The sequence below is a fragment of the Novosphingobium meiothermophilum genome, assembly GCF_003171715.1.
GTDB lineage: Bacteria > Pseudomonadota > Alphaproteobacteria > Sphingomonadales > Sphingomonadaceae > Novosphingobium > Novosphingobium meiothermophilum.
In genome coordinates this window covers 164,862-190,201 of record NZ_QGHL01000008.1, presented here as the reverse complement: position 1 = coordinate 190,201, position 25,340 = coordinate 164,862, and the positions used below count along the sequence as shown (strand labels likewise).

The 25,340-nt window shown below is 64.0% G+C and carries 28 protein-coding genes; 15 read left to right on the top strand and 13 right to left on the bottom strand.

Annotated features, from left to right (window positions below; genetic code table 11):
- Positions 1 to 23: 23 nt before the first annotated feature.
- Positions 24 to 1,286, top strand: coding sequence for a NupC/NupG family nucleoside CNT transporter (locus tag DKM43_RS09440; protein WP_109798248.1), 1,263 nt, complete (start codon positions 24 to 26; stop codon positions 1,284 to 1,286).
- A 17-nt stretch (positions 1,287 to 1,303) separates the two neighbouring features.
- Here DKM43_RS09440 and DKM43_RS09435 read toward each other — a convergent pair whose 3' ends face one another.
- Entirely contained in the window at positions 1,304 to 1,513 is a 210-nt protein-coding gene (locus DKM43_RS09435) for a hypothetical protein (protein WP_109798247.1), read from the bottom strand.
- 43 nt (positions 1,514 to 1,556) lie between these two features.
- On the bottom strand, positions 1,557 to 4,076 hold the full coding sequence (gene gyrB / locus DKM43_RS09430; RefSeq protein ID WP_109798246.1) for a DNA topoisomerase (ATP-hydrolyzing) subunit B: 2,520 nt from the start codon (positions 4,074 to 4,076) through the stop codon (positions 1,557 to 1,559).
- Between the two features lie 204 nt (positions 4,077 to 4,280).
- Here gyrB and DKM43_RS09425 point away from each other — a divergent pair, with 204 nt between their 5' ends.
- From DKM43_RS09425 to DKM43_RS09415, 3 genes are all read left to right on the top strand, one after another.
- On the top strand, positions 4,281 to 5,726 hold the full coding sequence (locus DKM43_RS09425) for a M20/M25/M40 family metallo-hydrolase (protein WP_109798245.1): 1,446 nt from the start codon (positions 4,281 to 4,283) through the stop codon (positions 5,724 to 5,726).
- A gap of 102 nt (positions 5,727 to 5,828) precedes the next feature.
- Positions 5,829 to 7,250 carry a M20/M25/M40 family metallo-hydrolase gene (locus tag DKM43_RS09420; RefSeq protein ID WP_109798244.1) on the top strand — a complete coding sequence of 474 codons (1,422 nt, stop codon included), beginning with the start codon at positions 5,829 to 5,831 and terminating at the stop codon, positions 7,248 to 7,250.
- 300 nt (positions 7,251 to 7,550) lie between these two features.
- Positions 7,551 to 8,072, top strand: coding sequence for an HNH endonuclease (locus tag DKM43_RS09415; protein WP_109798459.1), 522 nt, complete (start codon positions 7,551 to 7,553; stop codon positions 8,070 to 8,072).
- A gap of 27 nt (positions 8,073 to 8,099) precedes the next feature.
- On the opposite strand, the gene DKM43_RS09410 is transcribed toward DKM43_RS09415, so the two are convergent.
- From DKM43_RS09410 to DKM43_RS09400, 3 genes are all read right to left on the bottom strand, one after another.
- Positions 8,100 to 9,125, bottom strand: coding sequence for an NAD(P)H-dependent flavin oxidoreductase (locus tag DKM43_RS09410; RefSeq protein ID WP_109798243.1), 1,026 nt, complete (start codon positions 9,123 to 9,125; stop codon positions 8,100 to 8,102).
- Between the two features lie 288 nt (positions 9,126 to 9,413).
- Positions 9,414 to 10,208 carry a hypothetical protein gene (locus tag DKM43_RS09405; RefSeq protein ID WP_109798242.1) on the bottom strand — a complete coding sequence of 265 codons (795 nt, stop codon included), beginning with the start codon at positions 10,206 to 10,208 and terminating at the stop codon, positions 9,414 to 9,416.
- Between the two features lie 214 nt (positions 10,209 to 10,422).
- The gene (locus DKM43_RS09400) at positions 10,423 to 11,691 is read right to left on the bottom strand and encodes an aspartate kinase (RefSeq protein WP_109798241.1); all 1,269 of its coding nucleotides are present in this window, start codon (positions 11,689 to 11,691) and stop codon (positions 10,423 to 10,425) included.
- Between the two features lie 95 nt (positions 11,692 to 11,786).
- Here DKM43_RS09400 and ubiG point away from each other — a divergent pair, with 95 nt between their 5' ends.
- Positions 11,787 to 12,524: a bifunctional 2-polyprenyl-6-hydroxyphenol methylase/3-demethylubiquinol 3-O-methyltransferase UbiG gene (gene ubiG, locus DKM43_RS09395; RefSeq protein WP_109798240.1), complete on the top strand. Its 738-nt coding sequence runs from the start codon at positions 11,787 to 11,789 to the stop codon at positions 12,522 to 12,524.
- A gap of 3 nt (positions 12,525 to 12,527) precedes the next feature.
- Positions 12,528 to 12,707 carry a hypothetical protein gene (locus tag DKM43_RS09390; protein WP_109798239.1) on the top strand — a complete coding sequence of 60 codons (180 nt, stop codon included), beginning with the start codon at positions 12,528 to 12,530 and terminating at the stop codon, positions 12,705 to 12,707.
- A gap of 12 nt (positions 12,708 to 12,719) precedes the next feature.
- On the opposite strand, the gene DKM43_RS09385 is transcribed toward DKM43_RS09390, so the two are convergent.
- Both DKM43_RS09385 and DKM43_RS09380 read right to left on the bottom strand, forming a co-directional pair.
- On the bottom strand, positions 12,720 to 13,139 hold the full coding sequence (locus DKM43_RS09385) for an acyl-CoA thioesterase (protein ID WP_109798238.1): 420 nt from the start codon (positions 13,137 to 13,139) through the stop codon (positions 12,720 to 12,722).
- Between the two features lie 88 nt (positions 13,140 to 13,227).
- The gene (locus DKM43_RS09380) at positions 13,228 to 13,941 is read right to left on the bottom strand and encodes an NAD-dependent deacylase (protein WP_109798237.1); all 714 of its coding nucleotides are present in this window, start codon (positions 13,939 to 13,941) and stop codon (positions 13,228 to 13,230) included.
- A 35-nt stretch (positions 13,942 to 13,976) separates the two neighbouring features.
- Between DKM43_RS09380 and dapB the strand changes: the two genes are divergently transcribed.
- The 3 genes from dapB to DKM43_RS09365 are packed head-to-tail and all read left to right on the top strand — an operon-like array spanning position 13,977 to position 15,872.
- On the top strand, positions 13,977 to 14,705 hold the full coding sequence (gene dapB / locus DKM43_RS09375; protein ID WP_109798236.1) for a 4-hydroxy-tetrahydrodipicolinate reductase: 729 nt from the start codon (positions 13,977 to 13,979) through the stop codon (positions 14,703 to 14,705).
- A gap of 31 nt (positions 14,706 to 14,736) precedes the next feature.
- Positions 14,737 to 15,444 carry an endonuclease III gene (nth, locus tag DKM43_RS09370; RefSeq protein ID WP_109798235.1) on the top strand — a complete coding sequence of 236 codons (708 nt, stop codon included), beginning with the start codon at positions 14,737 to 14,739 and terminating at the stop codon, positions 15,442 to 15,444.
- Entirely contained in the window at positions 15,441 to 15,872 is a 432-nt protein-coding gene (locus tag DKM43_RS09365) for a hypothetical protein (protein ID WP_236632486.1), read from the top strand. The genes nth and DKM43_RS09365 overlap by 4 nt, the downstream gene beginning before the upstream one ends.
- 39 nt (positions 15,873 to 15,911) lie before the next feature.
- On the opposite strand, the gene DKM43_RS09360 is transcribed toward DKM43_RS09365, so the two are convergent.
- A complete protein-coding gene (locus DKM43_RS09360; protein WP_109798234.1) occupies positions 15,912 to 17,228 on the bottom strand; it encodes a dicarboxylate/amino acid:cation symporter in 1,317 nt (438 codons plus the stop codon).
- Positions 17,229 to 17,310: 82 nt separating this feature from the next.
- Complete coding sequence (aroC, locus tag DKM43_RS09355; RefSeq protein ID WP_109798233.1) at positions 17,311 to 18,378, bottom strand: chorismate synthase; 1,068 nt, start codon at positions 18,376 to 18,378, stop codon at positions 17,311 to 17,313.
- Positions 18,379 to 18,488: 110 nt separating this feature from the next.
- On the opposite strand from aroC, the gene DKM43_RS09350 reads away from it, so the two are divergent.
- The 5 genes from DKM43_RS09350 to DKM43_RS09330 are packed head-to-tail and all read left to right on the top strand — an operon-like array spanning position 18,489 to position 21,313.
- Positions 18,489 to 18,800, top strand: a complete 312-nt coding sequence (locus tag DKM43_RS09350) for an antibiotic biosynthesis monooxygenase family protein (protein ID WP_109798232.1) — start codon at positions 18,489 to 18,491, stop codon at positions 18,798 to 18,800.
- A complete protein-coding gene (locus DKM43_RS09345) occupies positions 18,797 to 19,159 on the top strand; it encodes an arsenate reductase (protein WP_109798231.1) in 363 nt (120 codons plus the stop codon). Before DKM43_RS09350 ends, DKM43_RS09345 begins: the two co-directional genes overlap by 4 nt.
- The gene (locus tag DKM43_RS09340; RefSeq protein ID WP_109798230.1) at positions 19,156 to 20,235 is read left to right on the top strand and encodes a glycerophosphodiester phosphodiesterase family protein; all 1,080 of its coding nucleotides are present in this window, start codon (positions 19,156 to 19,158) and stop codon (positions 20,233 to 20,235) included. Before DKM43_RS09345 ends, DKM43_RS09340 begins: the two co-directional genes overlap by 4 nt.
- Complete coding sequence (gene pnuC, locus DKM43_RS09335) at positions 20,232 to 20,795, top strand: nicotinamide riboside transporter PnuC (RefSeq protein WP_109798229.1); 564 nt, start codon at positions 20,232 to 20,234, stop codon at positions 20,793 to 20,795. Before DKM43_RS09340 ends, pnuC begins: the two co-directional genes overlap by 4 nt.
- Positions 20,789 to 21,313, top strand: a complete 525-nt coding sequence (locus DKM43_RS09330) for an AAA family ATPase (RefSeq protein WP_109798228.1) — start codon at positions 20,789 to 20,791, stop codon at positions 21,311 to 21,313. Before pnuC ends, DKM43_RS09330 begins: the two co-directional genes overlap by 7 nt.
- A 130-nt stretch (positions 21,314 to 21,443) precedes the next feature.
- Here the strand turns inward: DKM43_RS09330 and DKM43_RS09325 are convergent, their stop codons facing one another.
- The 4 genes from DKM43_RS09325 to DKM43_RS09310 all read right to left on the bottom strand — a co-directional run bounded on the left by DKM43_RS09325 (position 21,444) and on the right by DKM43_RS09310 (position 24,076).
- Positions 21,444 to 21,884: an ExbD/TolR family protein gene (locus tag DKM43_RS09325; protein ID WP_109798227.1), complete on the bottom strand. Its 441-nt coding sequence runs from the start codon at positions 21,882 to 21,884 to the stop codon at positions 21,444 to 21,446.
- A 42-nt stretch (positions 21,885 to 21,926) separates the two neighbouring features.
- Positions 21,927 to 22,457 carry an ExbD/TolR family protein gene (locus DKM43_RS09320; RefSeq protein WP_109798226.1) on the bottom strand — a complete coding sequence of 177 codons (531 nt, stop codon included), beginning with the start codon at positions 22,455 to 22,457 and terminating at the stop codon, positions 21,927 to 21,929.
- 115 nt (positions 22,458 to 22,572) lie between these two features.
- On the bottom strand, positions 22,573 to 23,325 hold the full coding sequence (locus DKM43_RS09315) for a MotA/TolQ/ExbB proton channel family protein (RefSeq protein WP_109798225.1): 753 nt from the start codon (positions 23,323 to 23,325) through the stop codon (positions 22,573 to 22,575).
- 91 nt (positions 23,326 to 23,416) lie between these two features.
- Entirely contained in the window at positions 23,417 to 24,076 is a 660-nt protein-coding gene (locus DKM43_RS09310; RefSeq protein ID WP_109798224.1) for an energy transducer TonB, read from the bottom strand.
- Positions 24,077 to 24,423: 347 nt separating this feature from the next.
- Here DKM43_RS09310 and DKM43_RS09305 point away from each other — a divergent pair, with 347 nt between their 5' ends.
- Positions 24,424 to 25,338: a hypothetical protein gene (locus tag DKM43_RS09305; RefSeq protein ID WP_236632484.1), complete on the top strand. Its 915-nt coding sequence runs from the start codon at positions 24,424 to 24,426 to the stop codon at positions 25,336 to 25,338.
- Positions 25,339 to 25,340: the final 2 nt, after the last annotated feature.

Below are 25,340 nucleotides of genomic sequence, written 5' to 3'. Positions count from 1 at the left end.
CATACGGAGCACTGCCCTTCCCGATGCGCGTCGCTTTCAGCCTTTTCGGGATGGTGCTCATCCTCGCCATCGCCCTTGCCCTCTCGTCGAACCGCCGCGCGATCCGCCTGCGGGTGGTGGCGGCGGCCTTCGCCCTTCAGGCGGGATTTGCCGCGCTGGTGCTCTACGTGCCGCTGGGCAACCGGATGCTGCAAGGCGCGGCGGCAGGGGTCGAAGGACTGCTGGGCTTTGCCCGCGCGGGCGTGCAGTTCCTGTTTGGACCGCTGGCTGATCCGGCCATCGGCGGCACCAGCTTTGCCATTTCTGCCCTGCCGGTGATCGTCTTCTTCGCCGCGCTGATCTCGATTCTCTATTACCTTGGCGTGATGCAGCTGGTGATCCGCTGGATCGGCGGCGCGCTGGAAAAGGTCACGGGCATCAGCAAGGTCGAATCGCTTTGCGCGGCCAGCAACATCTTCGTCGGGCAGAGCGAATCGCCGCTGGTGATCCGGCCCTATCTGGCTGGCCTCACCCCTTCGCAGCTCTTCTGCGTAATGACGGTGGGCATGGCCGGCGTCGCAGGCACGATCCTTGCCGCCTATGCCAGCATGGGCATCCGCATCGATTATCTCGTCGCGGCGGCCTTCATGTCGGCGCCGGGCGGGATCCTCATGGCCAAGCTCATCATGCCGGACGAGCCGCCCTGCCCCGATGACAGTCTGGCCGAAGGCGAGCCGCTGCCCAACCCCCACGTCAAGCCCAGTCTCGCCTCCGAGGAAGAGGAACGTCCGGCCAATATCATCATGGCCGCCAGCCAGGGCGCGCAGACCGGGGTGAAGCTGGCCGTGGCCGTGGGTGCGATGGTGCTGGCCTTCGTGGCGCTGGTGGCGCTTGCCAACGGCATCCTGGGCTGGGTCGGCGGCTGGTTCGGCATGCCGGAATTGTCGTTCCAGATGGTCTTGGGCTATGTCTTCGCCCCGGTGTTCTGGCTGCTGGGCGCGGGCAACTGGGCCGAGGCAATGCAGGCTGGCGGCCTGTTCGGCAGCAAGATCGTCCTGAACGAGTTCGTCGCCTTCATCGAGCTCGGCAAGGACACGGCGCTTTCGCCGCCGACCGTGGCCATCGTCACTTTCGCGCTCTGCGGCTTTGCCAATTTCAGCTCGATCGCCATCCAGATGGCGGTCACGGGCGGCCTTGCCCCCAACCAGCGCCCCGTGATCGCCCGCCTTGGCATTCGCGCGCTGGTGGCAGGGGCCTTGTCCAACCTGATGAGCGCAGCGCTCGCCGGACTGTTCCTGTCGCTCTGACGGCTGGCAGCGGTCAGTCAGTTCGTCTCGCGCGCCAGCCGCGCGGCGAGTTCTGCGATTTCCGATGGTTCAAGCAGCCAGGTGCGGGTTGCCCGGCCTTCGCGGTGGATGGGCCTGGTCAGCAGGACGCGCGCATTGTCCTTCGCATGGGGCTTGTACAGCCCGAAGTGCAGCGCACAGTCGCGCACGGTGCCAATGATCGGCGCGCGCCCCTCAAGGTCGATCATGGTCGCGGGCTGGTCCCAGGGATGTCGTCCGTGAAAGCCAAGATCAGACGTCCAGATTGGCCACGTTGAGCGCGTTTTCCTGAATGAAGTCGCGGCGCGGCTCCACCACATCGCCCATCAGGCGCGTGAAGATCTCGTCGGTCACGTCCGCGTCCTCCACCTTCACCTGAAGCAGCGAACGGTTGTCGGGATCGAGCGTGGTTTCCCAGAGCTGCTCGGCGTTCATTTCACCCAGCCCCTTGTAGCGCTGGATCGAAAGCCCCTTGCGCCCCCCCGCAAAGACCGCATCGAGCAGTTCCGAAGGCCGCGTGATCGCATCCTTCGCCCGTGCCGCAGGCGTGGCAGGGGCTTCGTCCTCGCCATCGGCTGGCGCGCCCGCCCCGGCATCCGGTTCGGCCTCTGCTGCCACAGCGCTCGCCCGGACCAGTCGCGCCATCCCCGCATAGACATCGGCATTTTCAGCCGCCAGCCGGGCCAGCTTGCGGGCCTCTGCGCTGGCAAGAAAACCGGGTTCGATGAGATAGTAATCGGTAACACCGCGCCACAGGCGCTCGATCCGGTAGCCGCCTTCGTCGGCCAGCGATACGCTCCAGCGGGCCTCGGTATCGCCGCGGCCAAGCCAGTCGGCGGCGCGCGCCAGCGCCGCATCGCGCGCATCGGCGGCCATGTCAGGCTCAAGCGCGCCTGCCAGCGCCAGCGCCTCGATGATCGCGGGATTGTAGCGGCGCGGCACGAAAGCCATGAGGTTGCGCATGCGCAGCGCATGATCGACCAGCGCCTCAAGATCGGAGCCGCTGCGCGCACCGCCGCTGGTTTCCAGAACGCGGCCCGCCAGCCCGGCTTCCACCAGATAGCGGTCAAGCGCGGCATTGTCCTTGAGATAGACCTCGCTGCGCCCCTTGGCCACCTTGTAGAGCGGGGGCTGCGCGATGAAGAGGTGCCCCGCCTTGATGATTTCGGGCATCTGGCGATGGAAGAACGTGAGCAGCAACGTGCGGATATGCGCACCGTCCACATCGGCGTCGGTCATGATGACGATCTTGTGATAGCGCAGCTTTTCGAGGTTGAACTCGTCGCGCAGGCCCGTGCCCATCGCCTGAATCAGCGTGCCCACTTCCTTGGAGGAAATGATCCGGTCGAAACGGGCGCGCTCGACATTCAGGATCTTGCCCTTCAGCGGCAGGATCGCCTGCGTCTTGCGGTCTCGCCCTTGCTTGGCCGAACCGCCGGCCGAATCCCCTTCGACGAGGAACAGTTCGCACTTGGCCGGATCGCGCTCCTGACAGTCGGCCAGCTTGCCGGGCAGGCTGGCAATGTCCATCGCCCCCTTGCGCCGGGTCAGCTCGCGCGCACGCTTGGCGGCTTCGCGCGCGGCGGCGGCATCGATCACCTTCTGGATGATGGCCTTGGCATGGGCTGGGTTTTCCTCCAGCCATTCGGTCATCTTGTCGGCCATGAGGCTTTCGAGCGGCTGGCGCACTTCGGACGAGACCAGCTTGTCCTTGGTCTGCGAGGAGAACTTCGGGTCGGGCAGCTTGACCGAAACGATGGCTGTCAGACCTTCGCGCATGTCATCGCCGGTCAGCGAGACCTTCTCCTTCTTCAGCATTCCCGACCGTTCGGCATAGCCGTTGAGCGTGCGCGTAAGCGCGGCGCGGAAGGCGGCAAGATGGGTGCCGCCGTCGCGCTGCGGGATGTTGTTGGTGAAGGTCAGGACATTTTCGTAATAGCTGTCATTCCACTGGAGCGCGACATCAATGCCAATGCCATCGCGGTTGGCGCTGATGGCAATGGGTTCGGGCATCAGCGGCTGCTTGTTGCGGTCAAGGTATTTGACGAAGGCCGCAATGCCGCCCTCGTAATAGAGATCGTGCTCCTTCACTTCCTCATGGCGCTTGTCGCGAAGGACAATCCGCACGCCGGAATTGAGAAACGCCAGTTCCCGGTAGCGGTGCTCCAGCTTGTCGAAATCGAACTCGGTCACGTTCTTGAACGTTTCGGTCGAGGCAAGGAAGGTCACGCGCGTGCCCTTCTTGCCCGCAGGCGCATCGCCGCGCACGACCAGCGGCGCCACCGCGTCGCCGTGCGTGAACTTCATCCAGTGCTCCTTGCCGTCGCGCCAGATGGTCAACTCCAGCCATTCCGACAGGGCATTGACCACCGAAACCCCCACGCCATGGAGGCCGCCCGAAACCTTGTAGGCATTGTCGTCCGAGGTGTTCTCGAACTTGCCGCCTGCGTGAAGCTGGGTCATGATGACTTCGGCCGCCGAAACGCCCTCTTCAGGGTGAATGTCGGTCGGAATGCCGCGCCCGTTGTCCTCCACCGAAACCGAACCGTCAGGGTTCAGTTCGATCAGCACCAGATCGCAGTGCCCGGCCAGCGCTTCGTCGATCGCGTTGTCGGAAACCTCGAACACCATGTGGTGCAGGCCCGAACCATCATCGGTATCGCCGATATACATGCCGGGACGCTTGCGCACGGCATCAAGGCCCTTGAGAACCTTGATCGAATCCGCGCCATAGGAATTGGTGTTGGGGGTGTTTTCGTTCGTGCTGGCCATCTTTTGCACATAGGCACGAAAGGGCAGGAACCCAAGCGAATCCGGCCTGTTTTGCACAGGCGCGGGGCGGATTTTTCACCTCGCGCCGCCGCCCCGGACGGCCAGCAGGCGCCAAGGCCGACAAGGCGCTTTCACCGCGGCGAAAAACATGGTGGATTGCGCCGCATCAGGCCGCAGTGGCCAACATGTCCGGGGCAATCTGCAATGCACTTCAAACCTTTCACCCACATCGGCGCGGCCCTTGCCGCAGCGCTCGCGTCCACCTCGGCAGCTTCCACGCCGGCAATGGCCGCCGACGCGGCGCTTCGCCCCGATCAGGCGGCGTTCCGCGCGCTTTACAAGGAGATGGTGGAAACCGACACCTCGATCACCACCGGAAGCTGCACCCTGCTGGCCGACCGGATCGAGCAGCACCTCAGGGCCGCAGGCTTCCGCGACGAGGAACTGCACCGCTTCGCCGTGCCGGAGTTTCCCAAGGAGGGCGGCATCGTCGCGATCCTGCCCGGCACATCGAAAACCGCAAAGCCGATCCTGCTTCTGGGCCACCTCGATGTGGTGGTAGCCCGGCGCGAGGACTGGACCCGCGATCCCTATACCCTGATCGAGGAAAACGGCTACTTCTACGGCCGCGGCACTGCCGACATGAAGGCAATGGATGCGATCTGGACCGACATGCTGATCCGCTTCCGCAAGGCCGGGGAAAAGCCCCGGCGAACGATCAAGCTGGCACTGACCTGCGGCGAGGAAACGGCCACCGCGTTCAACGGTGCAAAGTGGCTGACCGAGAACCGCCGCGACCTCATCGATGCCGAGTTTGCGCTCAACGAGGGTGGCGGCGGCCGCACCGACAAGGCGCTGGAAGCAGGCGGCAAGGTGGTGGTGCAGAACATCCACGTGGGCGAGAAGACGCCGGTCGATTTCCGTATCGAAGCCACCAATCGGGGAGGCCACAGCTCAATCCCGGTCAAGGACAATGCGATCTACGATCTGGCCAATGCGCTTCAGAAGATTGCGGCCTACGAGTTCCCGCTGATGATGACCGACACGACCCGCGCCTACTTCGGCAAATCGGGCGCGGCACGCAGCGATGCCATGGGCAAGGCCATGGTGGCGATTGCGGCCAATCCTCAGGACAGGGCCGCCGAGGCCCTGCTCAACACCGACCGCACCTTTCATTCGATGCTGCGCACCACCTGCGTGGCCACGCTGCTCGATGGCGGCCATGCCAGCAACGCGCTACCCCAGCGCGCCGGAGCGAACGTGAACTGCCGCATCTTCCCCGGCGTTCCGGCTGAAGACGTGCGCAAGACGCTGGAGCAGGTGATCGACAATCCGGCGATGACCGTCACGCGCACCAGCTTCCGCGGGCCGGATGCCGTGCCGCCTCCGCTCGATCCGAAGATCACTGGCCCGGCCGAAAAGCTGGTGCGCAAGTATTATCCCGGCGTGCCGCTCGTGCCGGTCATGTCGCCGGGGGCAACCGACGGAGTCTTTCTCGAAGCGGTGGGCATTCCCTCCTACGGACCGCCCGGCCTGTTCAGCGATCCCGAAGGATCGGGCGCGCACGGGCTGAACGAACGCATTTCCACAAAGGCGGTCTATACTGCGCGCGATCTCCTCACCGATCTGGTGCGCGCCTATGCGTTTTGATTTGGAAGCGACCGAAAATCAGGGCTTTGCAAAGCAGGGAAAGTTCTGCTGAACTGCGTGTCAGCAGCGGTGCATTGCCGCAGGATCATCGGGGAGCTTTTCATGTCATCGATCTTCAGGGGCGCACTGGGCGTCGGCCTTGCTCTTGCCGCCGCGCCGGCACTGGCCGCCGAACCGGCGCTCAGTCCTGACCTTGCCGCCTTCCGCGATCTCTATCGCGAACTGGTGGAAACCAACACCACCGTCACCACCGGAAGCTGCACCGATGCCGCCGCAAAGATGGCCGCGCGGCTCAAGGCGGCCGGTCTGCCCGAAAGCCAGATCGTGCCCTTCGCGGTGCCCGAACATCCGCGCGACGGCGGGCTTGTCGCCGTGATCCCCGGCACTTCGAAGACGCTCAAGCCCATGCTGCTCATCGCCCATATCGACGTGGTCGAGGCCAAGCGCGAGGACTGGACCCGCGATCCTTTCACCCTGATCGAGGAGGACGGCTACTTCTGGGGCCGCGGCACGGTGGACGACAAGGCCCAGGCCGCGATCTGGACCGATATCTTCGTGCGCTTTGCCCGGCAGGGCTACAAGCCGAAGCGCACGATCAAGCTGGCGCTGACCTGCGGCGAGGAGACATCGGGCGCGTTCAACGGCGCGCAATGGCTTGCCGACAACCGCCGCGATCTGATCGATGCCGCCTTCGCCCTCAACGAAGGCGGCGGCGGCCGCACGAATGGCACGCCGGTTGCCAAGGGTGGCAAGGTCGAAGTGCAGACCCTGCAGATCGGCGAGAAGGCCTATGAAGACTTCCTGCTTGTCGCCACCAATCCCGGCGGCCACAGTTCGCAGCCCGTGCGCGAGAATGCGATCTACGATCTTTCCGAAGCCCTTCTGAAGGTCCGCGAGTTCGAGTTTCCGGTAGAGTTCAACGACACCACCCGCGCCTTCTTCACCCGCACCGCGGCCGCCCGCGGCGGAGAGATGGGCGCGGCCATGCTGGCGCTGGTCGCCAACCCGGCCGATGCCAATGCGCTTGCCGTAGTGCGCAAGGACAAGATGCTCAATTCGATGCTGCGCACGACCTGCGTCGCGACGCTGGTCGATGCGGGGCACGCGCAGAACGCCCTGCCCCAGCGGGCAAGCGCCAATATCAATTGCCGCATGTTCCCCGGCCGCACCGCCGAGGAAACGCAGGCCATGCTCGCAAAGGCCATCGGCAATCCCGCGCTCAAGCTTGAACGCAAGGTGACGGACAAGCCCATCGCCGTGGTCCCGCCGATGGACCCGGCCATCGTCGGCCCGATCGAGAAGCTGCTGGCCAAGCATTTCCCCGGCGTGCCGCTAATTCCCACCATGTCCACCGGCGCAACCGATGCGGTCTATCTCAAGGGCATTCCCACTTATGGCGTTCCGGGGGCGTGGGTGGATGCCGATTTCAACGGGGTGCACGGCCTCAATGAACGGATCGAGGTGCAATCGCTCTACAAGGCGCGCGAATACCTGACCGATCTGGTCAAGGCCCTGGCAGGCTGAGGCCGATCGCGGGACAACCTGCATGGCCAAGGGGGCAGGCTGTGGACAGCATGGCCTGCTCCCTCTTGACGGAAGACTCGCAGGCGTGTTCCTTGCCGCCATGCGTAACACTGCGGTCACGCGGCTCAGCCATGACTGCCCCTGGAGAGGCATTCCCGCCTCTGCCTTCAGGGAACCGGCCGGGACGTGCTTCACAAGGCGCTGATCGAACGGGCGGCTTCGGCCAGGCCCCATAGCGGCGATGATGCCGCCACCTTCCGCGCTCTCCAGAACGATCGCCATCCCGATAACTGCCCGGCGCTGGTCCTCAACGCCGATTACACCCCGCTCAGCTACTATCCGCTGAGCCTCTGGCCCTGGCAGACGGCGATCAAGGCGGTCTTCCTCGAACGGGTCGACATCATCGATACCTATGAGCGCGAGGTGCACAGTCCGGGCTTCGGAATGAAGCTGCCCTCGGTCATCGCACTCAGGCAATATGTGCGGCCGAGCGAGTATCCCGCCTTCACCCGTTTCAACCTGTTCCTGCGTGACGGTTTCCGGTGCCAGTATTGCGGCAGCGGAGAGAACCTGACCTTCGACCATATCGTGCCGCGTCGGCTGGGCGGGCGCACTTCGTGGGAAAACGTGGCCGCCGCCTGCGCGCCCTGCAACCTGAAGAAGGGCGGGCGCACGCCGGAACAGGCGCACATGCGCCTGATGAATCGCGCCATCCGCCCAACCACCTGGCAACTGCAGGAGCGCGGCCGGGCCTTTCCTCCCAACTACCTGCACGAAACCTGGCGCGACTGGCTCTACTGGGACGTCGAACTGGAGAGCTGAGCCAGTCTTTCCTGCGTCAGCCCCGGATCAGCCGCGGCTCAGCGCCGCCTCGCATTCGCTCATGAGCTGAGCCATGATATCGGCCACCGGCTCTTCCTTCGTGACCATGCCGACCGATTGCCCGGCCATGACCGAACCGCGCTCGACATCCCCCTCGATCACCGCGCGGCGCAGTGCACCGGCCCAGAAATGCTCGATCTCAAGCTGGGCCTGCGCCATGTCCAGCTTGCCTTCATCCAGCAGCTTGGCCACTTCCACCTGCTTGGCGGTGAACTCCTCGGTGCCCTTGTTTCTCAGCGCGCGCACCGGGATCACCGGCAGGCGCGGGTCCACCTGCACGCTGGCCACCGCATCGCGGGCGTTGCCGCGGAAGAATGCCTGCTTGAAGGCGGGATGCGCGATCGATTCGGTCGCGCACGCAAAGCGGGTGCCTAGCTGCACCCCGCTCGCCCCCATTTCCAGATAGCTGGCGATCATCTCGCCCCGGCCAATCCCGCCTGCCACGAAAACGATGTGGTCTTCGGCAAGCGCGGGCAGGAACTCCTGCGCCAGCACCGAAGTGGAAACCGGACCGATATGCCCGCCCGCTTCGGATCCTTCGATCACCAGCGCGTCCGCGCCGCTGCGCAGGAGCTTCTTCGCCAGCGCCAGCGTTGGGGCAAAGACCAGCACTTTCGCGCCAAAGTCCTTGATCGCCTCGACGCTGCCCTTGGGCGGGATACCGCCCGCCAGCACGACATGGCCCACACCGTGCCGGGCGCAGACTGCGATGAGATCGAACAGCGCAGGGTGCATGGTGATGAGGTTCACGCCAAAGGGCTTGTCCGTCAGCGCCTTGGTGGCCGCAATCTCGGCGTCCAGCAGATCGGGTGTCATGGCCCCGCAGGCAATCACCCCGAAGCCGCCCGCATTGCTGATGGCCGAAACCAGATTGCGCTCGGAAACCCAGCTCATCGCCCCGCACAGGATGGCGTGCTCGGTGCCCAGGAACGCGGCCCCACGACGCATCAGCGCGGCAGTTTTCGGGTAAGTGGCAGCGTTGGTCGTCGTCATCCTTCAGCGATCCCGTCCGGTAAAGTCCGGCGGGCGCTTTAGGGCGGGTTCGTGTCGGCAACAAGGCAGGAGTTGATCCGACCATCGTTCCAGCCGATCACACTGTGCAGTATATCCCATTTTTCCAATCAGTCGCCATCAGCTATGCCAGCATCACGGCGGCAGCAAGGCGCTGTCGCGATCACTTGGGCCGATCGCTCAATCTCCCCCCTCACCGGGCGAGCCCAGGGTCGCACCCCGCCTTCCGGAACGAAACGGTCCGGAAGGCGGGGCTTTGCGCTTTTACCCTCAGAAGTGGAACTTCAGGCCGGCGCGGACGGGCACGTCGAGCCTGCCGCCGCCGTTGTTGATCGCGGCAAGGCCGAGGCCGCCGATCGCGCTGTCATCGCCGCGCAGCCCCGTGGTGTAGCGCAGACCCACTTCGCCGATCAGGTCGACGCTGCTGCCCAGCTTGTAACTGAGGCCGAGATCACCGCCCGCCACGAACGACGTGCTCGACTTGTAGAAGGGCGCGTTGTTGATGGCGATGTCCGCATCGGGGATCACGAACGTGGCGTTGATCGAATCGGTAAAGGCCGCGCCCACCCGGCCAGCGACATAGGGCTTGAGCGCGCCCGATCCGAAGAACTGGCGATAGCCCACCTCGATGGCATAGGTGCTCAGGCGGTCGAACGTGCCGTTCACATCGAGCGTGGTATCAAGCGCGGGAACGAATGCCCCGCCCACCTGCACCGTGCCGCGCCCGGCGCGCTGAAAGCGGAACTGGCCGAACAGTTCGGCGTTCTCGCGAATACCATAGGCAAGCTCGGCCCCGATGTTCCAGGTCGTGCCGTAGATCTGGTCGTAGCTGCGCGAGCCGATGCGCAGCTCGGCATCGACGCCTGCCAGTGCGGGGTTGAGCGGTCCCAGATCAGGCACGGGCGCGGTGGCGCCGCCATGCACATCGCCGCTGACCGGGAAATCAGCCCCGCCCAGCAGCGTCATCGAAACCTTGCCCGGCGCGGTCTGGGCATGGGCGGCGCCCGGCAGGCCAAGGGCGGCGGCAGCAGCGGCCGCCAGCGTGTAAAACGGAAGTGCTTTCATCGTGCAGTGTCCTTTCAGCACCCCCTCCTCGTCGGTGGCGATTTAGCCGATGCGCGGCTTAGCTGGACCTGCCTTTTGGTGTATGTATTTGATATTATGAAATAATCTGGAAATACTCGAAAATGGTGACACTCGCCTGCCAGATCAGCGGCAGCAAAAAACCCCGGCCTTGCGACCGGGGCTTTTTACCTGCGGGATCCGCTGCGAAAGGGGCTTATTCCCCATCCAGTTCATAGGCTGTGTGCAGAACACGCACGGCCAGTTCGGTCTCATCCTCGTCGATCAGCACCGAAACCTTGATCTCGCTGGTAGTGATCGCCTGAATGTTGATACCGCGATCGGCGAGCGCGCGGAACATGGTGGCGGCAACACCGGCATGGCTGCGCATCCCCACACCCACGACGCTGATCTTGGCGACCTTGCTGTTGGCCAGCATCCGGTAATAACCGATCGTGTCCTTGCGCTCTTCCAGAAGGGCCTGCGTGCGCGCCAGATCGGCCAGCGGCACGGTGAAGGTCACGTCGGTCTCGCCCTTGTCCTTGGCGATGTTCTGGATGATCATGTCGACGTTGATATTGGCGGCCGCCAGCGGCCCGAAGATCGCGGCAACCGCGCCCGGACGGTCGGCGATGCGCGTGAGTGTTACCTTGGCTTCGTTCTTGTCGGCAGCGATGCCGGTGATAAGCTGGCGTTCCATATCAAGTCCTTCCTGGATCCGGGCGAGCTCTTCGTCAGAGACAATCATCGTGCCGGGAATGGTATCGGCTGCGGGGGCGTCATCGTCGATGAACGAAGAGAGCACCTGCACCCGCACGCCCTCCTTCATCGCAAGGCTGACCGAACGGGTTTGCAGCACCTTCGAGCCAACCGAGGCAAGTTCGAGCATTTCCTCGTAGGTGACATTCTTGAGCTTGCGCGCCTTGGCCACGATGCGCGGGTCGGTGGTATAGACGCCGTCCACATCGGTGTAGATATCGCAGCGATCGGCCTTCACCGCAGCGGCCACGGCCACGGCCGAGGTATCGGAACCGCCGCGGCCCAGCGTGGTCACGCGGCCTTCGGGGCTGAGACCCTGAAAGCCGGGGATCACCGCAATCTCGCCGGCGGCCATGCTGGCCATAAGCGCCTCGGAATCAATCCCTTCGATGCGGGCCTTGGCGTGGGCATCGTCGGTCTGGACCGGCAGCTGCCAGCCGAGCCACGAGCGCGCCTTGCAGCCCAGCGCCTGCAAGTGCATCGCCAGAAGGCCCGACGTGACCTGTTCGCCGCTGGCCACGACCACGTCGTATTCGGCCGGATCATAGAGCGGATTGGCCTCGCGGCAGAAGTTGACAAGGCGGTCGGTCTCTCCTGCCATGGCCGAGACAACCACCGCAACTTCGTGCCCGGCGGCCTGCTGGCGTTGAACAATGCGCGCCACGCGGCGGATCCGCTCGGTTCCGGCCATCGAAGTGCCGCCGAATTTCATCACGATGCGGGCCAAGGGCTTGCTCCCTGTCTAAGCGAATGGGTGTGGACGAAAGAATCTTTCCCGCATGTCCGGTGGAAAATGCGGCGCGCGCGCTTTAGGGACGGGTAATGAGCAATGCAACCTCCGCGCATACCATTCGTCCGGAAGAGGCCGCCCATTTCGGCAAGCTGGCGGCAGACTGGTGGAATCCGGCCGGATCGTCGGCCATGCTGCACAAGCTGAACCCGGTGCGGCTCGGCTTCATCCGCGATGCCATCGACACGCACTTCGGCACCGATTCGCGCGGGACAAAGCCCCTGGCGGGCCGCAAGGCGCTCGATGTCGGCTGCGGCGCCGGGCTCTTGTGCGAACCGCTGGCGCGGCTGGGCGCTGCGGTCACGGGCGTCGATGCGGCAGAAGAAAACATCGCTGCGGCGCGCCTTCATGCAGAAGGGTCGGGCCTCGTGATCGACTATCGCTGCGGCGATGTGGGCACGATGGGGCTTGGCGGATACGATCTCGTCACCTCGATGGAAGTGATCGAGCACGTGGCCGACAAGGCCGCCTTCATCGCCGCGCTGGAAGCGGCGCTGGCGCCCGGCGGGCTGATGATCCTGTCCACCCCCAACCGCACCACCCGTTCGCGCCTGCTGCTGGTCGAGGCGGCAGAAGGCATCGGCATGGTGCCCAAGGGGACGCACCACTGGGACGATTTCATTACGCCGGTGGAACTGCACGATCTGCTTGATGCGGCGGGCCTGAAGATGGGCAATCCGATGGGCATTGCCTGGAGCATGAGCAAGGGGCTGCACCTGTCGGACGATCTTGCGCTGAACTACATCGTCACCGTAACGCGCAGGGGTTGATCCATGGCCGAACGCTTTGAACGCCACAAGCAGCCGTGGACTGCCGATGAAATCAGCAAGCTGCACACTCTGGCGAAGAAGGGCATGGCGCTGAAAGCGATTGCCAAAGCCCTGACGCGAAGCGAGGAATCGGTAAAGCTGCGCGCCAAGAATGATGGCCTGAGCATTGCAAAGCTGCGCTAGAGCGCTGCCCCCCTATTTTCCGGCGGGCAGGAACTGCTCGATCAATTCGCGCGCCAGCCGCGCCGGGCGCAGAGTCTTTGCATCAAGGCAGCACCAGCTCGATTTGACCTCGGCCAGAACCTCTTCGCCGCGCTTGATGATCGTCTCGTAAAAGGCGCGCGCGCCCTGCACCCCTTCAAGCACGACATGGGCAATCACCGTGTCGTCAAGAAAGGTGGGGCGGCGATAGGTGATCTCGTGCTTCAGCGCGACCCAAAGGTGCGCAGCGACCGCCTCGGCCGGGGCAAGCGCGCGCCAGTGATCGATCACGGCATCCTGCACCCATTTGAGATAGGAGGCATTGTTGACATGCCCCATGAAATCGATGTCCGCCGGATCGACGGTGATCGGCACGAGATGGGGCGGGGCTACAAGGGGGATCGAATTACTCACATCGGTGTAGATAACACGATTCGGCCATGCGGAGTAGGGTCTTTGCCACCCTTTTCGCGCCCTTTGACCACGATGTCGGGGCAGTTAGTTAGCCCTGAAGCAGTTCCTCGACCCAAGCAGGCACGATCTGCGTTGCCGGGCCAAGGCGGGTTTCGTGAAACCATGCCGAACCCTTCGATGGTTCAAGGTTCAGTTCCAGCGTCTGCACATCGAGATCGCGCGCCGCGCGCACAAGACCTGCTGCTGGATAGACCGCGCCCGATGTGCCGATCGAAACGAACAGGTCGGCCCCGGCAAGGGCGCGATAGATCTCGTCCATCCGGTAGGGCACTTCACCGAACCACACCACATCGGGCCGCAGCGCCACGGCGCCGCACGCGGGGCACGGCGGACGATGGATGAGCGGCCCGGTCCAGCGGTGGCGTGTGTCGCAGGCGGTGCACCAGGCTTTGAGGTGTTCGCCGTGCATGTGCAGCACGTTGCGCGCGCCGCCCCGTTCATGCAGGTCATCCACGTTCTGCGTGATGATCAGCACCTTGCCGCCCGCGCGCTTCGGCCATTCGCGGTCCAGCCGCGCCAGCGCGATGTGCGCGGCATTGGGCTGCTTCGTCTGCACTGCCTCGCGCCGCATGTCGTAGAAGCGCAGAACCAGATTGGGATCGCGCGCGAAGGCATCGGGCGTGGCCACATCTTCCACCCGGTGATTTTCCCACAGCCCGCCTTCGCTGCGGAAGGTATCGATGCCGGATTCGGCGGAAATCCCCGCTCCGGTGAGGATCACAATATTGCGTGGATGCGTCATCCGGACCATGAAGCACGCCAGACAAGGGACAGGCAATGACCAGAATCGGAATCATCGGCAGCGCTGGGCGAATGGGCAATGCGCTGGAGGCGGCCATCGCGGTGGCTGGCGAAACCTGTGCCGGCGGCATCGACAAGGGCGGCGATCCGCTTGCCCTTGCCAAGGCCAGCGACGTGCTGGTCGATTTTTCCGCCCCCGCCGCGCTGGAGTTCAACCTTGATGCGGCCATCCATGCGGGCATTCCCATCGTTGTCGGCACGACCGGGTTGGAAGAGCGGCACCACTGGCTGATCGATTCGGCGGCGGTCAGCATTCCCGTGCTCCAGACCGGCAATACCTCGCTTGGCGTCACGCTGCTGGCGCATCTGGTGCGCGAGGCTGCGGCACGGCTGGGCGAGGACTGGGATATCGAGATCGTAGAGACGCACCACCGCATGAAGGTCGATGCGCCTTCGGGCACCGCGCTGCTGCTGGGCGAGGCAGCGGCCAAGGGGCGCGGCATCTCGCTTGAAGACGAGGCCGTGCGCGGACGCGATGGCATTACCGGTGCGCGCAAGGCGGGGACCATCGGCTTTGCATCCTTGCGCGGCGGCACGGTGGCAGGCGATCATTCGGTGCATTTTCTGGCAGACAACGAACGCCTCACCTTTTCGCATCTGGCCGAAAACCGCGCGATCTTCGCCAAGGGAGCGATCCGTGCGGCGCAGTGGCTGCTGGGCCGCAAGCCGGGCCGCTACACCATGCCCGAAGTGCTGGGCCTATGACGTGCAGGGGCTCTGACGGGAAGACTGCACCATGAAGAAGGCGGACATCTTCGAGTTTTTCCGCCGCCTTGCCGAAGCCAATCCCGCACCCGAAACCGAGCTGGAATACGGCAACGTCTATCAGTTGCTGGTGGCGGTCACGCTTTCGGCACAGGCCACCGATGTGGGCGTGAACAAGGCCACGCGCCGCCTGTTCCAGATCGTGAAGACCCCGCAGGACATGCTCGATCTTGGCGAGGAGGGTCTGAAGGAGCACATCAAGACCATCGGCCTGTTCAATTCCAAGGCGAAGAACGTCATGGCCATGGCCGAAATCCTTGTGCGCGAACACGGCGGCGAGGTTCCGGCCGACCGCGACGCGCTGACCGCCTTGCCCGGCGTGGGCCGCAAGACCGCGAACGTGGTGATGAACTGCGCCTTCGGCGCAGAAACCTTTGCCGTTGATACGCACATCTTCCGGGTGGGCAACCGCACCGGTCTTGCCAGGGGCAAGACTCCGCTGGCGGTGGAGAAGGCACTGGACAAGAACGTGCCCCAGCCCTTCCGCGTGGGGGCCCACCACTGGCTGATCCTGCACGGACGCTATGTTTGCAAGGCGCGCACGCCCGAATGCTGGCATTGCGGCGTGGTTGACCTTTGCGCTTTCAAGGGCAAAGTTCTCGTCAAGGGGGCGAAACCCGCGGCAGCGGCACGAGGGAAGGCGGCTGGCCGCAATAAGGCCAAGGAGAGCAAGGCATGATGCACAAGGCTCAGGTTCGGTTCTTTGTCCCTGCAATGGCGGCAATCACCATCGCGCTTTCGGGCTGCACCAGCAGCGGCAAGGGCGTGATGGACGACAACGGACACCGGTCCGATGTGCCAAAGGCAACCGTGGTCGGCAAACCGGTCACCTGCCTGCCCATCGCTTCAATCCGGCAGAGCGTGGTGCGCGATGACTGGACCATCGATTTCCGCACCAGCGGGGGCAAATGGTATCGCAATACCCTGCCCAACCGCTGCAACGGCCTCGGCTTTGAACGGGCCTTTTCCTACGGCACCTCGCTGCCGCAGGTGTGCAACGTCGATATCATCACGGTCATCATCAACAATGCCGGTCCTGGCCCGATGAGCCGCGGCTCGTGCGGTCTGGGCGAGTTCACGCCGGTGGAACTGGAAAAGAAGCGCTGAGGTTCCCGCTCCCCGCCCATGCGGGGAGCGAATGCACGGCTATTCGAAGTTGACAGGATCGAGGTTCAGCCCCCGGCGGCCGTCGGCTGCGGTGTGGGCGGGCGCCTTGAGCGGTTCCGCATCGGGATCGAGCGGGGGCTGCAACATGCCTTCCCACTTGGTGATGACCGATGTGGCGACTGCATTGCCCACCACGTTCGTTGCCGTGCGGCCCATGTCGAGGAACGTATCGACGCCCAGCAGAAGCGCGATCCCTTCAAGCGGCAGGCCGAACTGCGTGAGCGTGGCGGCGATCACCACCAGGCTGGCGCGCGGCACCCCGGCAATCCCCTTCGACGTGACCATGAGCGTGAGCAGCATGGCGATCTGCTGGCCCAGCGAAAGTTCGATGCCATAAGCCTGCGCAATGAACATCGTGGCAAAGCTGGTGTACATCATCGAACCATCAAGGTTGAAGCTGTAGCCCAGCGGCAGCACGAACCCGGAAATGCGGCGCGGCACGCCAAACCGGTCAAGCTGCTCGAACAGCTTGGGCAGCGCGCTTTCCGAACTGGCCGTGGAAAAGGCCAGCAGCAGCGGTTCGCGGATATAGCGCGCCAGCAGGAACACCCGCCCCTTCAGGAACAGACCGCCCAGCGTGAACAGGATGATCCACAAGAGCAGCAGCCCGAAATAGAACTCCGAGACGAAGACGCCGTAAGTGACGACGATCGAAAGGCCCTTGGTGGCAATCACCGCCGCCAGTGCGCCGAACACGGCAAAAGGCGCAAACCGCATCACGTAGTCGGTAATCTGGAGCATGAGATGCGCCAGCGCCTCGCACCCACGCACGATCGGGGCGCCGGTTTCGCCAATGGCCGAAAGCGCAACGCCGGCAAAAAGCGAAAAGACGAGGATCTGCAGCACGTTGTTCTTCGCCATCGCATCCAGCGCGCTTGTCGGGAAGATCTCCAGAACGAAATGGCGCAAGGTGAAATCGGCTGTCGCCAGATCACCAACTGGCCCTGCGGCGGTAAACTCAAGACCGACACCGGGCTTGAAGAAATTGACCAGAACGAGGCCCAGACCGATCGAGATGAGACTGGCGGTGATGAACCACGCCAGCGCCCGCCCGCCGATGCGCCCCAGCGCCGCGCTGTCGCCCATTCCGGCAATCCCCGTCACCAGCGTGGCAAGGATCAGCGGCGCGATGATCATCTTGATGAGATGCAGGAAGATGTCCGGCAGCAGCTTCAGCGTATCGGCAATTTCGGCCAGCTTGGGATCGCCCTGCGGGTAGCTGGTGTTGAGCAGATAGCCGACGAGGATGCCCAGCACCATGCCGATCACGATGTAAAGCGTAAGGCGCTTGGCCAAGGGAAGTGCTCCGTCCGTTGCGGTCCGCAAGATTGTTGCAGCGGAGACTAACGACGTTTCAACGCCGCCTCAACTGCCTGCTTCAACCACATTGCCCGCGATGCAGCAGTTTCTGGTCGGCCAGCACCAGAGCCATCATTGCCTCGACCACGGGCACCCCGCGAATGCCCACGCACGGATCGTGACGCCCCTTGGTGAAAAGTTCGGTCGCCTCGCCCTCGCGCGTGATCGTGGGCATGGGGGTGAGGATCGAGGATGTTGGCTTGAAGGCAACCCGCACCAGCACCGGCTGTCCGGTGGAGATGCCGCCTGCAATGCCGCCAGCGTGATTGGCGGTGAACACCGGCCCTTCCGCGCCGGGGCGCATCGGATCGGCATTGCCTTCGCCGGTGTTGCGCGCAGCAGCGAAACCGTCGCCGATCTCCACGCCCTTCACGGCGTTGATCCCCATCATGGCGTGCGCCAGTTCGGCATCAAGCTTGGCATAGAGCGGTGAGCCCCAGCCTGCGGGCACGCCGTGGGCAACACATTCCACCACCGCGCCCAGCGATGAACCGGACAGCCTCGCATCGTCCACCAGCTTTTCCCAACGGGCGGCTGTCTCGGCATCTGGACAGAAGAAGGGATTGCGCCCGATCTCGGCCGCGTCAAAGCGCGCCATGTCGATGGCATCGCCGCCGATTTCGCTGACCCATGCCGTTATCGCGACTTCGGGGATGACAAGCCGCGCCACTGCGCCTGCCGCCACGCGCGCCGCCGTCTCGCGCGCAGAGGATCGGCCGCCGCCGCGATAATCGCGAAAGCCGTATTTCGCGTCATAGGCGTAGTCGGCATGGCCGGGCCGATAGGCCTTGGCCACATCGCCATAGTCCTTGGACCGCTGATCCACGTTCTCGATCATCAGACTGATCGGCGTGCCCGTCGTTCTGCCCTCGAATACGCCGGAAAGGATGCGGACCTGATCCGGCTCCTGCCGCTGCGTGGTGAAACGCGACTGGCCCGGTCTGCGCGCATCGAGAAACGGCTGGATATCCGCTTCACGAAGCGCAATCCCCGGCGGGCACCCGTCCACGACAGCGCCAAGCGCAGGCCCGTGGCTTTCGCCCCAGGTGGTGAAACGGAAAAGATGACCGAAGCTGTTCACGCTCATGGATGTGCGCTTTGTCGCAGATGCGCGCAAAAGTCCACCACCGGACCGGGTAGGGCTTCGGTCAGGGCATCTTCCCGCTGACACAATGCTGCGCTATCGCAACCGCAGCCATGTTTCTTGTCGTTTTCCGCAATCGCAAGCGCGCCGACATCGACGCCGAAGCCTATGCCCGCGACGCCGATGCCATGGAACGGCTGGCCGCGATGCAGCCGGGCTATCTCGGCTTCAAGTCCTATACCGCCGATGACGGCGAAGTGATCGCCCTTTCCGAATGGGAAGACGAAGCTGCCGCGCTGGCATGGCGGCGCGTGGCGCACCACGCCGAAATGCAGGGCAAAGGCCGGGCTGAATACTACGAAACCTACACCCTGTTCGCAGGCACCCCATCGCGCATCCACCACTTCGACAGGCAGCACCCATGAGCATTACGGTTTACGGTATTCCCAACTGCGACACGGTGAAGAAGGCGCGTGCCTGGCTTGGGGCCAAGGGGCTGGATTACACCTTCCATGATTACAAGAAACAGGGCGCCGATCCTGCGCAGATTGCCGGCTGGATTGCGGCCGCTGGCCTTGACCGGATCGTGAACCGCGCAGGCACGACCTGGCGCAAGCTTGATGATGCGCAAAAGGCCATGCTGGCCGGAGACGACGCGCCCGCCGTGCTTGCCGAAAACCCTTCGGTCATCAAGCGGCCGGTCGTGGTCCATTCGGGCGGGCTGCTGGTGGGCTTCAGGGAGTCCGAATGGGCCGAGGCGCTCCTGCCTCAGGACGCGCGATGATCTGGCGGCTTCTTGTGGCGGCAACAATGGGCCTGAGCGGGGCTATGACCGGCAATCCGGCAAGCGCAGAGGCGCAGGGCCCGATCCTTATCGCCCATCGCGGCGCAAGCGGCGAAAGGCCTGAACACACGCTGGCATCCTATGAACGCGCCATCGATGCAGGCGCTGACTTCATCGAGCCGGACCTTGTTCCGACACGCGACGGCGTGCTTGTCGCCCGGCACGAGAACGAGATTTCCGGTACAACGGACGTGGCCGAACATCCTGAGTTTGCCACGCGGCGCAAGACCGTCGTGATCGATGGTGAAAGCGTGACCGGCTGGTTCACCGAGGATTTCACGCTTGCCGAACTGCGCACCCTGCGTGCGCGTGAACGCCTGCCTGATCTGCGCCCCGCCAATACGCGCTTCGACCGTCTGTGGCAGGTGCCGACCTTTGCTGAAGTGCAGGCACTGGTGCGGGCCAAGGAGGCCGAGACAGGGCGTCGCATCGGTATCTATCCCGAACTCAAGCACCCGACATGGTTCAGCCAGCATGGTATCGATACAGCGGCGCTGCTCATGCCCATGCTGGAAGCGGCGGGCTATCGCAGTGCGCAGGATCCGGTGTTCATCCAGAGCTTCGAGGCAGGTGTGCTCGAACGCCTGCGCCCGCTGACCGGTATCCGGCTCGTGCAGCTCATGGCCGCCGAAGGCGGGCCGCCCGATCGGCCGGGAGAACGCTTTGCAACGATGGCCGGGGAGAAGGGCCTCCGGAGGCTGGCGCGGACTGTCGATGCCGTGGGGGTCGAAACCGCCATGGTGCTGGACGCTGATGGACGGCCAACGCCTTTCGTGCGCACTGCCCATGCCGCGGGCCTCAAGGTGCATGTGTGGACGCTGCGCTGCGAAAACGCCTTTCTGCCCGCGCGGTGGCGGATCGGCAGCGATCCTGCCGCAAAGGGCGATTGCGCGGCCGCGTGGCACGCGCTGGTCTCCGCAGGGGTTGACGGCATCTTCACCGACAACCCGCGCGAGAGCCATGCCGCAAGAACGGGTGCCCTCCTGCCAGCCCAGACAAGCGCCCCACGCCCGTGAACCTGCTGGAACTGGCGGCCAGCCTGTTCGGGCTGGCAAACATTGCCCTGCTGACGCGCCGTTCCATCTGGAACTTTCCCTTTGCGATCGTTTCGGTCACGTGTGCAGGATTGGTGCTTCGCGATGCCCGGCTCTATGCCGAAGCCGGGCTTCAGGCATTCTTCGTCCTGGCGAACCTGTGGGGCTGGTGGCTCTGGCTGAAGTCAGGGCCTGACGAACAGAGCGCGGTGGACGTCGGGTGGATGCAACGCGGCCAGAGGCTGGGGTGGCTCTCTGTCACACTCGCCCTCAGCGGCTCGCTCGGCTGGCTGCTGCACCGGTTCACCGATGCCGCCCTGCCTTTTGCCGATTCGGCGGTGGCCGGTGCGAGCATTGCCGCGCAGATCCTGCTTGCCTTGCGGCGGGTCGAGAACTGGATCGTGTGGATCGTGATCGATATCGTGGCCATCGCGCTCTATGTCTCGCGCGGCCTTCCCCTGCTGGCGCTGCTCTATGCGGCGTTTCTCGTGCTTTCGTTGATTGGCTTGCGCGATTGGGCAAAGGCCGCGCGCCCATGCTGACAGTGTGCTTCCACGGGGCGGAGAGCACTGGAAAGTCTGTCATGGCCGAAAGGCTGCATCGGCGGCACGGATGGCCGGTCGTTCCCGAATTTGGCAGGCAATACTGCGAGACCCACGGAACCGATCTGGCCATGGCCGATCTTCTTGCCATCGCGGAGGGACATATGGCGGCGGTTGCGGCCGCTGCGGCTGCGGCGCCTGCGGTGCTCCTGCTCGATACCGATCCCCTGATGACCGCAGCCTGGGCGCAGATGCTGTTCGGCGCGATTCCGTCATCCCTGCTCGCCTATCCAAAGGCTGATCTCTACCTGCTGTTCGAAGCCGATGTGCCCTGGATTGCCGATGGCACGCGCTTCTTCGGCGATCGGCATGCACGCTTGCGGTTTGCGGCCCTGGCCGAAGCCATGCTGGAGCGCACCGGCGTTGTCTGGGAGCGAGTGTCGGGCACATGGGATGACCGGGAAACCATGGCCGAAAAGTTCATCGCCAGGGCTCTGCAACGAGGAACTTTGCCCTGATGCGCGCAAGCGCGCCATGACAGCAGGCTATGCGCGCAAAAAAGGGGGCGGATCGCTCCGCCCCCGTCTTTGAGTCCGATACCCTTGCGCAATCAGGCGAAAGGCCCTGCGGCGCAATGGGACAAGAACCTCACTGACCAGCCTTCTGGAAGGTGGCGAAGTTCTCGTTGCCGACGAAGCCGAACTTCGTGACCTTGGCATCGGTGATGATCTTCATCATCTGGTTTGCGATCTCGTAGCTCGCATATTCTTCAGGCTGGAACTGCAGTTCCGGCTCTGGATCCATCGCTTTGGTCGCCTGAATCAGCGAAACCATCTGCCCCTGCGAAGTGGGCACGCCGTTCCAGAGAATTTCGCCGGCATTGGTCAGCACCAGCTTGTTCTTGATCGGATCGACGACCTGGTTCGGTGAAGGCGGCGAAGGCTGCGGAAGATCGATGTTCACCGCGTGGGTGGCCACGGGGATGGTGATGATGAACATGATGAGGAGAACGAGCATGACGTCGATCAACGGCGTCGTGTTCATTTCCATCATCGGCTCGCCATCATCCTTGCCGGCGCTCATTCCCATGATTGGTACTCCTGTTCGCTCTCTTGTCCGGTGCCGTTCGGATCAGCCGTTCGGATCGACCGGGGTCGAGATGAAGGCCACCTTCGGATAGCCGGCCGACTGGACGTTGTAGATCGCCCCGGCAATGCACTTCCACGGAACGTTGACGTCGCCGCGGATGTGGACTTCGGGAATCTTTTCCGGGTCCATGTTGGCAGCTCCGCCCTCACGCTTCACAATCGCATCGAGGCGATTGAAAGCCTGCTGGTAAAGCTCCTGGCTATCCACCGGAGTGGTGTTGTTGAAATAGACGCGGCACTGGCCAGTGCGCGAGGAACCGGCATAACCGGGCTCCTTCGGGCTGCGGCCGGCTTCGTCGGTAGAGACCACCGAAAGCATCAGGTTCTCGACCTTGTCCTGCGATTCCTCGCTGGGAAGGACCGGCACCTTGAGCTTCTCGACAGTCTGGATCGCGACCGGCACCGCGATGAGGAAGATGATCAGCAGCACCAGCATCACGTCCACGAGCGGCGTGGTGTTGATGTCCGACATCGGGCGTTCTTCTCCGCCAGCGCCGCCTACAGACATTGCCATGGGTTACATCCTGTCCGTTGTGATCCGCGTTGGCCTGCACAGTTCCTTGAAAACTGCGCGCACCTTTCGCGTTTCCGGAGAGGGGCCGGGACAGGCCCGACCCCGGTTTCAATGCTTACTTCTTGGCCGGAGCGGCAGCCGGAGCGGCCGGAGCAGCCGTAACGGCGGGCTTCACAGCACCCTTCGAGGTGATGTTCGCCAGAATGTCGGTCGAGAAGCCCTGAAGCAGTTCGGCAATGCGCTTGTTGCGCGACTGGAGCCAGTTGTAGGCAAGCACGGCGGGAACGGCGACGAGCAGGCCGAGCGCGGTCATGATGAGCGCTTCACCCACCGGACCGGCCACCTTGTCGATCGAGGCCGAGCCGGCCAGACCGATGTTGATGAGGGCGCGGTAGATGCCGACCACGGTGCCGAACAGACCGATGAACGGCGCGGTTGCACCCACGGTCGCGAGGAAGGGCAGGCCGCCGGCAAGACGCGAGTTGATCGAGGCTTCCGAACGGGCCAGCGAGCCGTGCAGCCAGTCATGGGCTTCAAGCGCGTCGGTCATCTTGCCGTGCTGTTCTTCGGCAGCAAGACCGTCGTCGACGAGCTGGCGCCATGCCGAGTTCTTGTCGAGCTTGGCAGCGCCTTCCTTGAGGCTGGCAGCCTTCCAGAAGGTCGAGCGGATCGACTTGTACTGGCCGAGGATCTTGTTCTGTTCAAAGAACTTGGTGAACAGGATGAAGAACGAGCCGAACGACATGATGCCGAGAATGACGACGGTTGCGTAGGCGATGAAACCGCCCTGTTCGAGCGCTTCCTTGAAACCGAACTTGTTCTGCGGCGCGGCCTGAGCGGCGGCGGCGGCCAGAGTGTAGATGAACATGCGATTCTTCCTCTTTAATTCAAAGCAAAGTGCATGAAAGCCAGGGGTCCGGGCTCTCGTGGCTGTCCCGCACGGGGATCCTGAAGGCGCATCAGTCCTTCGGGATCACCCAGCGGATCGAGTTCGAATACGAGCCCGTGGTGGGGTTGCCGTCACCATCGGTCGCGGGCGTGAAGCGTGCACGCCGACGGACGTTGGAGCAGGTCGCTTCGTCAAGGTCTGCGCTTCCCGAAGACCGGGTGATTTCGCAATCGATGACCTTGCCGTCCGTCCCGATAGTGACGCGGAACCCCGTGGTGCCTTCACGCTCTTCGCGCAGCGCACGCGAGGGATAGTCGTTCGACGTTGCCCAGTTGCCGGGGTTGCCCTTGGGCACGGCCGCCTTCGGCGTGAAACGCGGCGGCGGCGGTGCGGGCGGCGCAGGCAACGCAACCGGCGCCGGCGGAGCCGGAATCGGCGGCGCTTCGTTCACCGTCTGCACCTGCGGAGCAGGCGCGTTGAAGCTGATCGGCGGCGGCGGCGCGACGATCGGCGGCGGCGGTTGATCCTGCTTCGGAGGAGGCGGCGGAGGCGGTTCCTCCGGCGGCTTCTCTTCTTCGATGTTGACCGCCGAGGTCACCTCTTTGACCTTCTTGATCGCCTCGTACGCCAGTCCAGTGACCAGCGCATAGCCGACGGCGACATGAAGAATCGCAACGATGATGAGCGCGGTGATCTTGTTACCGCTCATCTGTTGGTCAGCGTATGCCATTCAGCTCCAATACTCCTGATCGTCCACCCGGACCCGGAGCACGCATGAACGGCCCTGGCCAAGGTGGAGCCAACGCGCAGGATCACCGTCCTGCCCGCAGGCCAATCCAGCAAATTACAATCCACCCTGCCGGCAACCCGGTCCGCCGACATCGAATGCAGGTGCATCCGGCGGCGGCAAGCGTCGGGCTGCTTGTTTTTGGATTGCCCGAACGGGCGCATCTTTAACGGCGAAGCCAAAGCCGCGCAAATGCTTTATCCGTTAACTGTCGATTCAGGGTTGCACTGCCTGAAATCAGCGGGAAACGAAGCGCGGCTGCCGTCATGGATGCAGCCGGAGACAGAGATATGCCCAGACTCAGCCGAATCCGTCCCTTCCGCGCCTTCGCAGCACGGCTCGTCCCGCTGGGGATTGTTGCCGCGTTCTGGTCCGGATTCGTTCCAGATATTGCCCTTGCCCAACAATCCGCGATTCGGAGCGGAGCTGATTCCGCCGCGTCGCACGCACTGACCTATGCCGACCTCGCCGATCTGGCCGATGCCAGCGAGCTCGTGCTGCGCGCGCAGGTCCGCAAGGTAACGCGCCTCAAGCCCGAACAGGCACCGAACCTGCCCGCAGGAATGGCCCGCGTCCTGATCGAGGCCAGAACGCAGACGGTGCTGAGCGGACCGGCACAGGGCGAGACCGTGCGCTACCTGGCGGATGTTGCGCTTGATCCGCGCGGGAAGCTGCCGAAGCTGGGCAAGGCAGTCGTGCTCGTCTTCGCCAGGACCGTGCCGGGACGTCCGGGCGAGTTGCGGCTGGTCGATAGCGGGGCGCAGATTGCCTGGTCCGGCGAGACCGAGATGCGCACCCGCGCGATTCTCACCGAACTGCTCTCGCCCGATCCTGCGCCGCGCATCCTTGCAGTGCGGGAAATCCTGTTCGTTCCGGGCAATCTGGTGGGCGAAGGCGAGACGCAGGTCTTCCTCCAGACCGAAGGCAATGCGCCGGTTTCGCTATCGGTTGTCCGCCGCCCCGGCCTGCCGAAGACATGGGGCATCAGCCTATCGGAGATCGTCGATCAGACCGCCCGCCCGCCCGCGCGCGATACGCTCACGTGGTATCGCCTTGCCTGTAGCCTGCCGCGCACCATGCCGGCCGGGGCCAGCCTTTCGGGAAGCGCGGCCAGCGTGCGCGCCGCTGCCGAAGACTATGCCTTCGTGATGCGCGAACTGGGCGAATGCACTCGCTCGCGCCCGCCGGTGGAAAGGTCGCGCTAGAC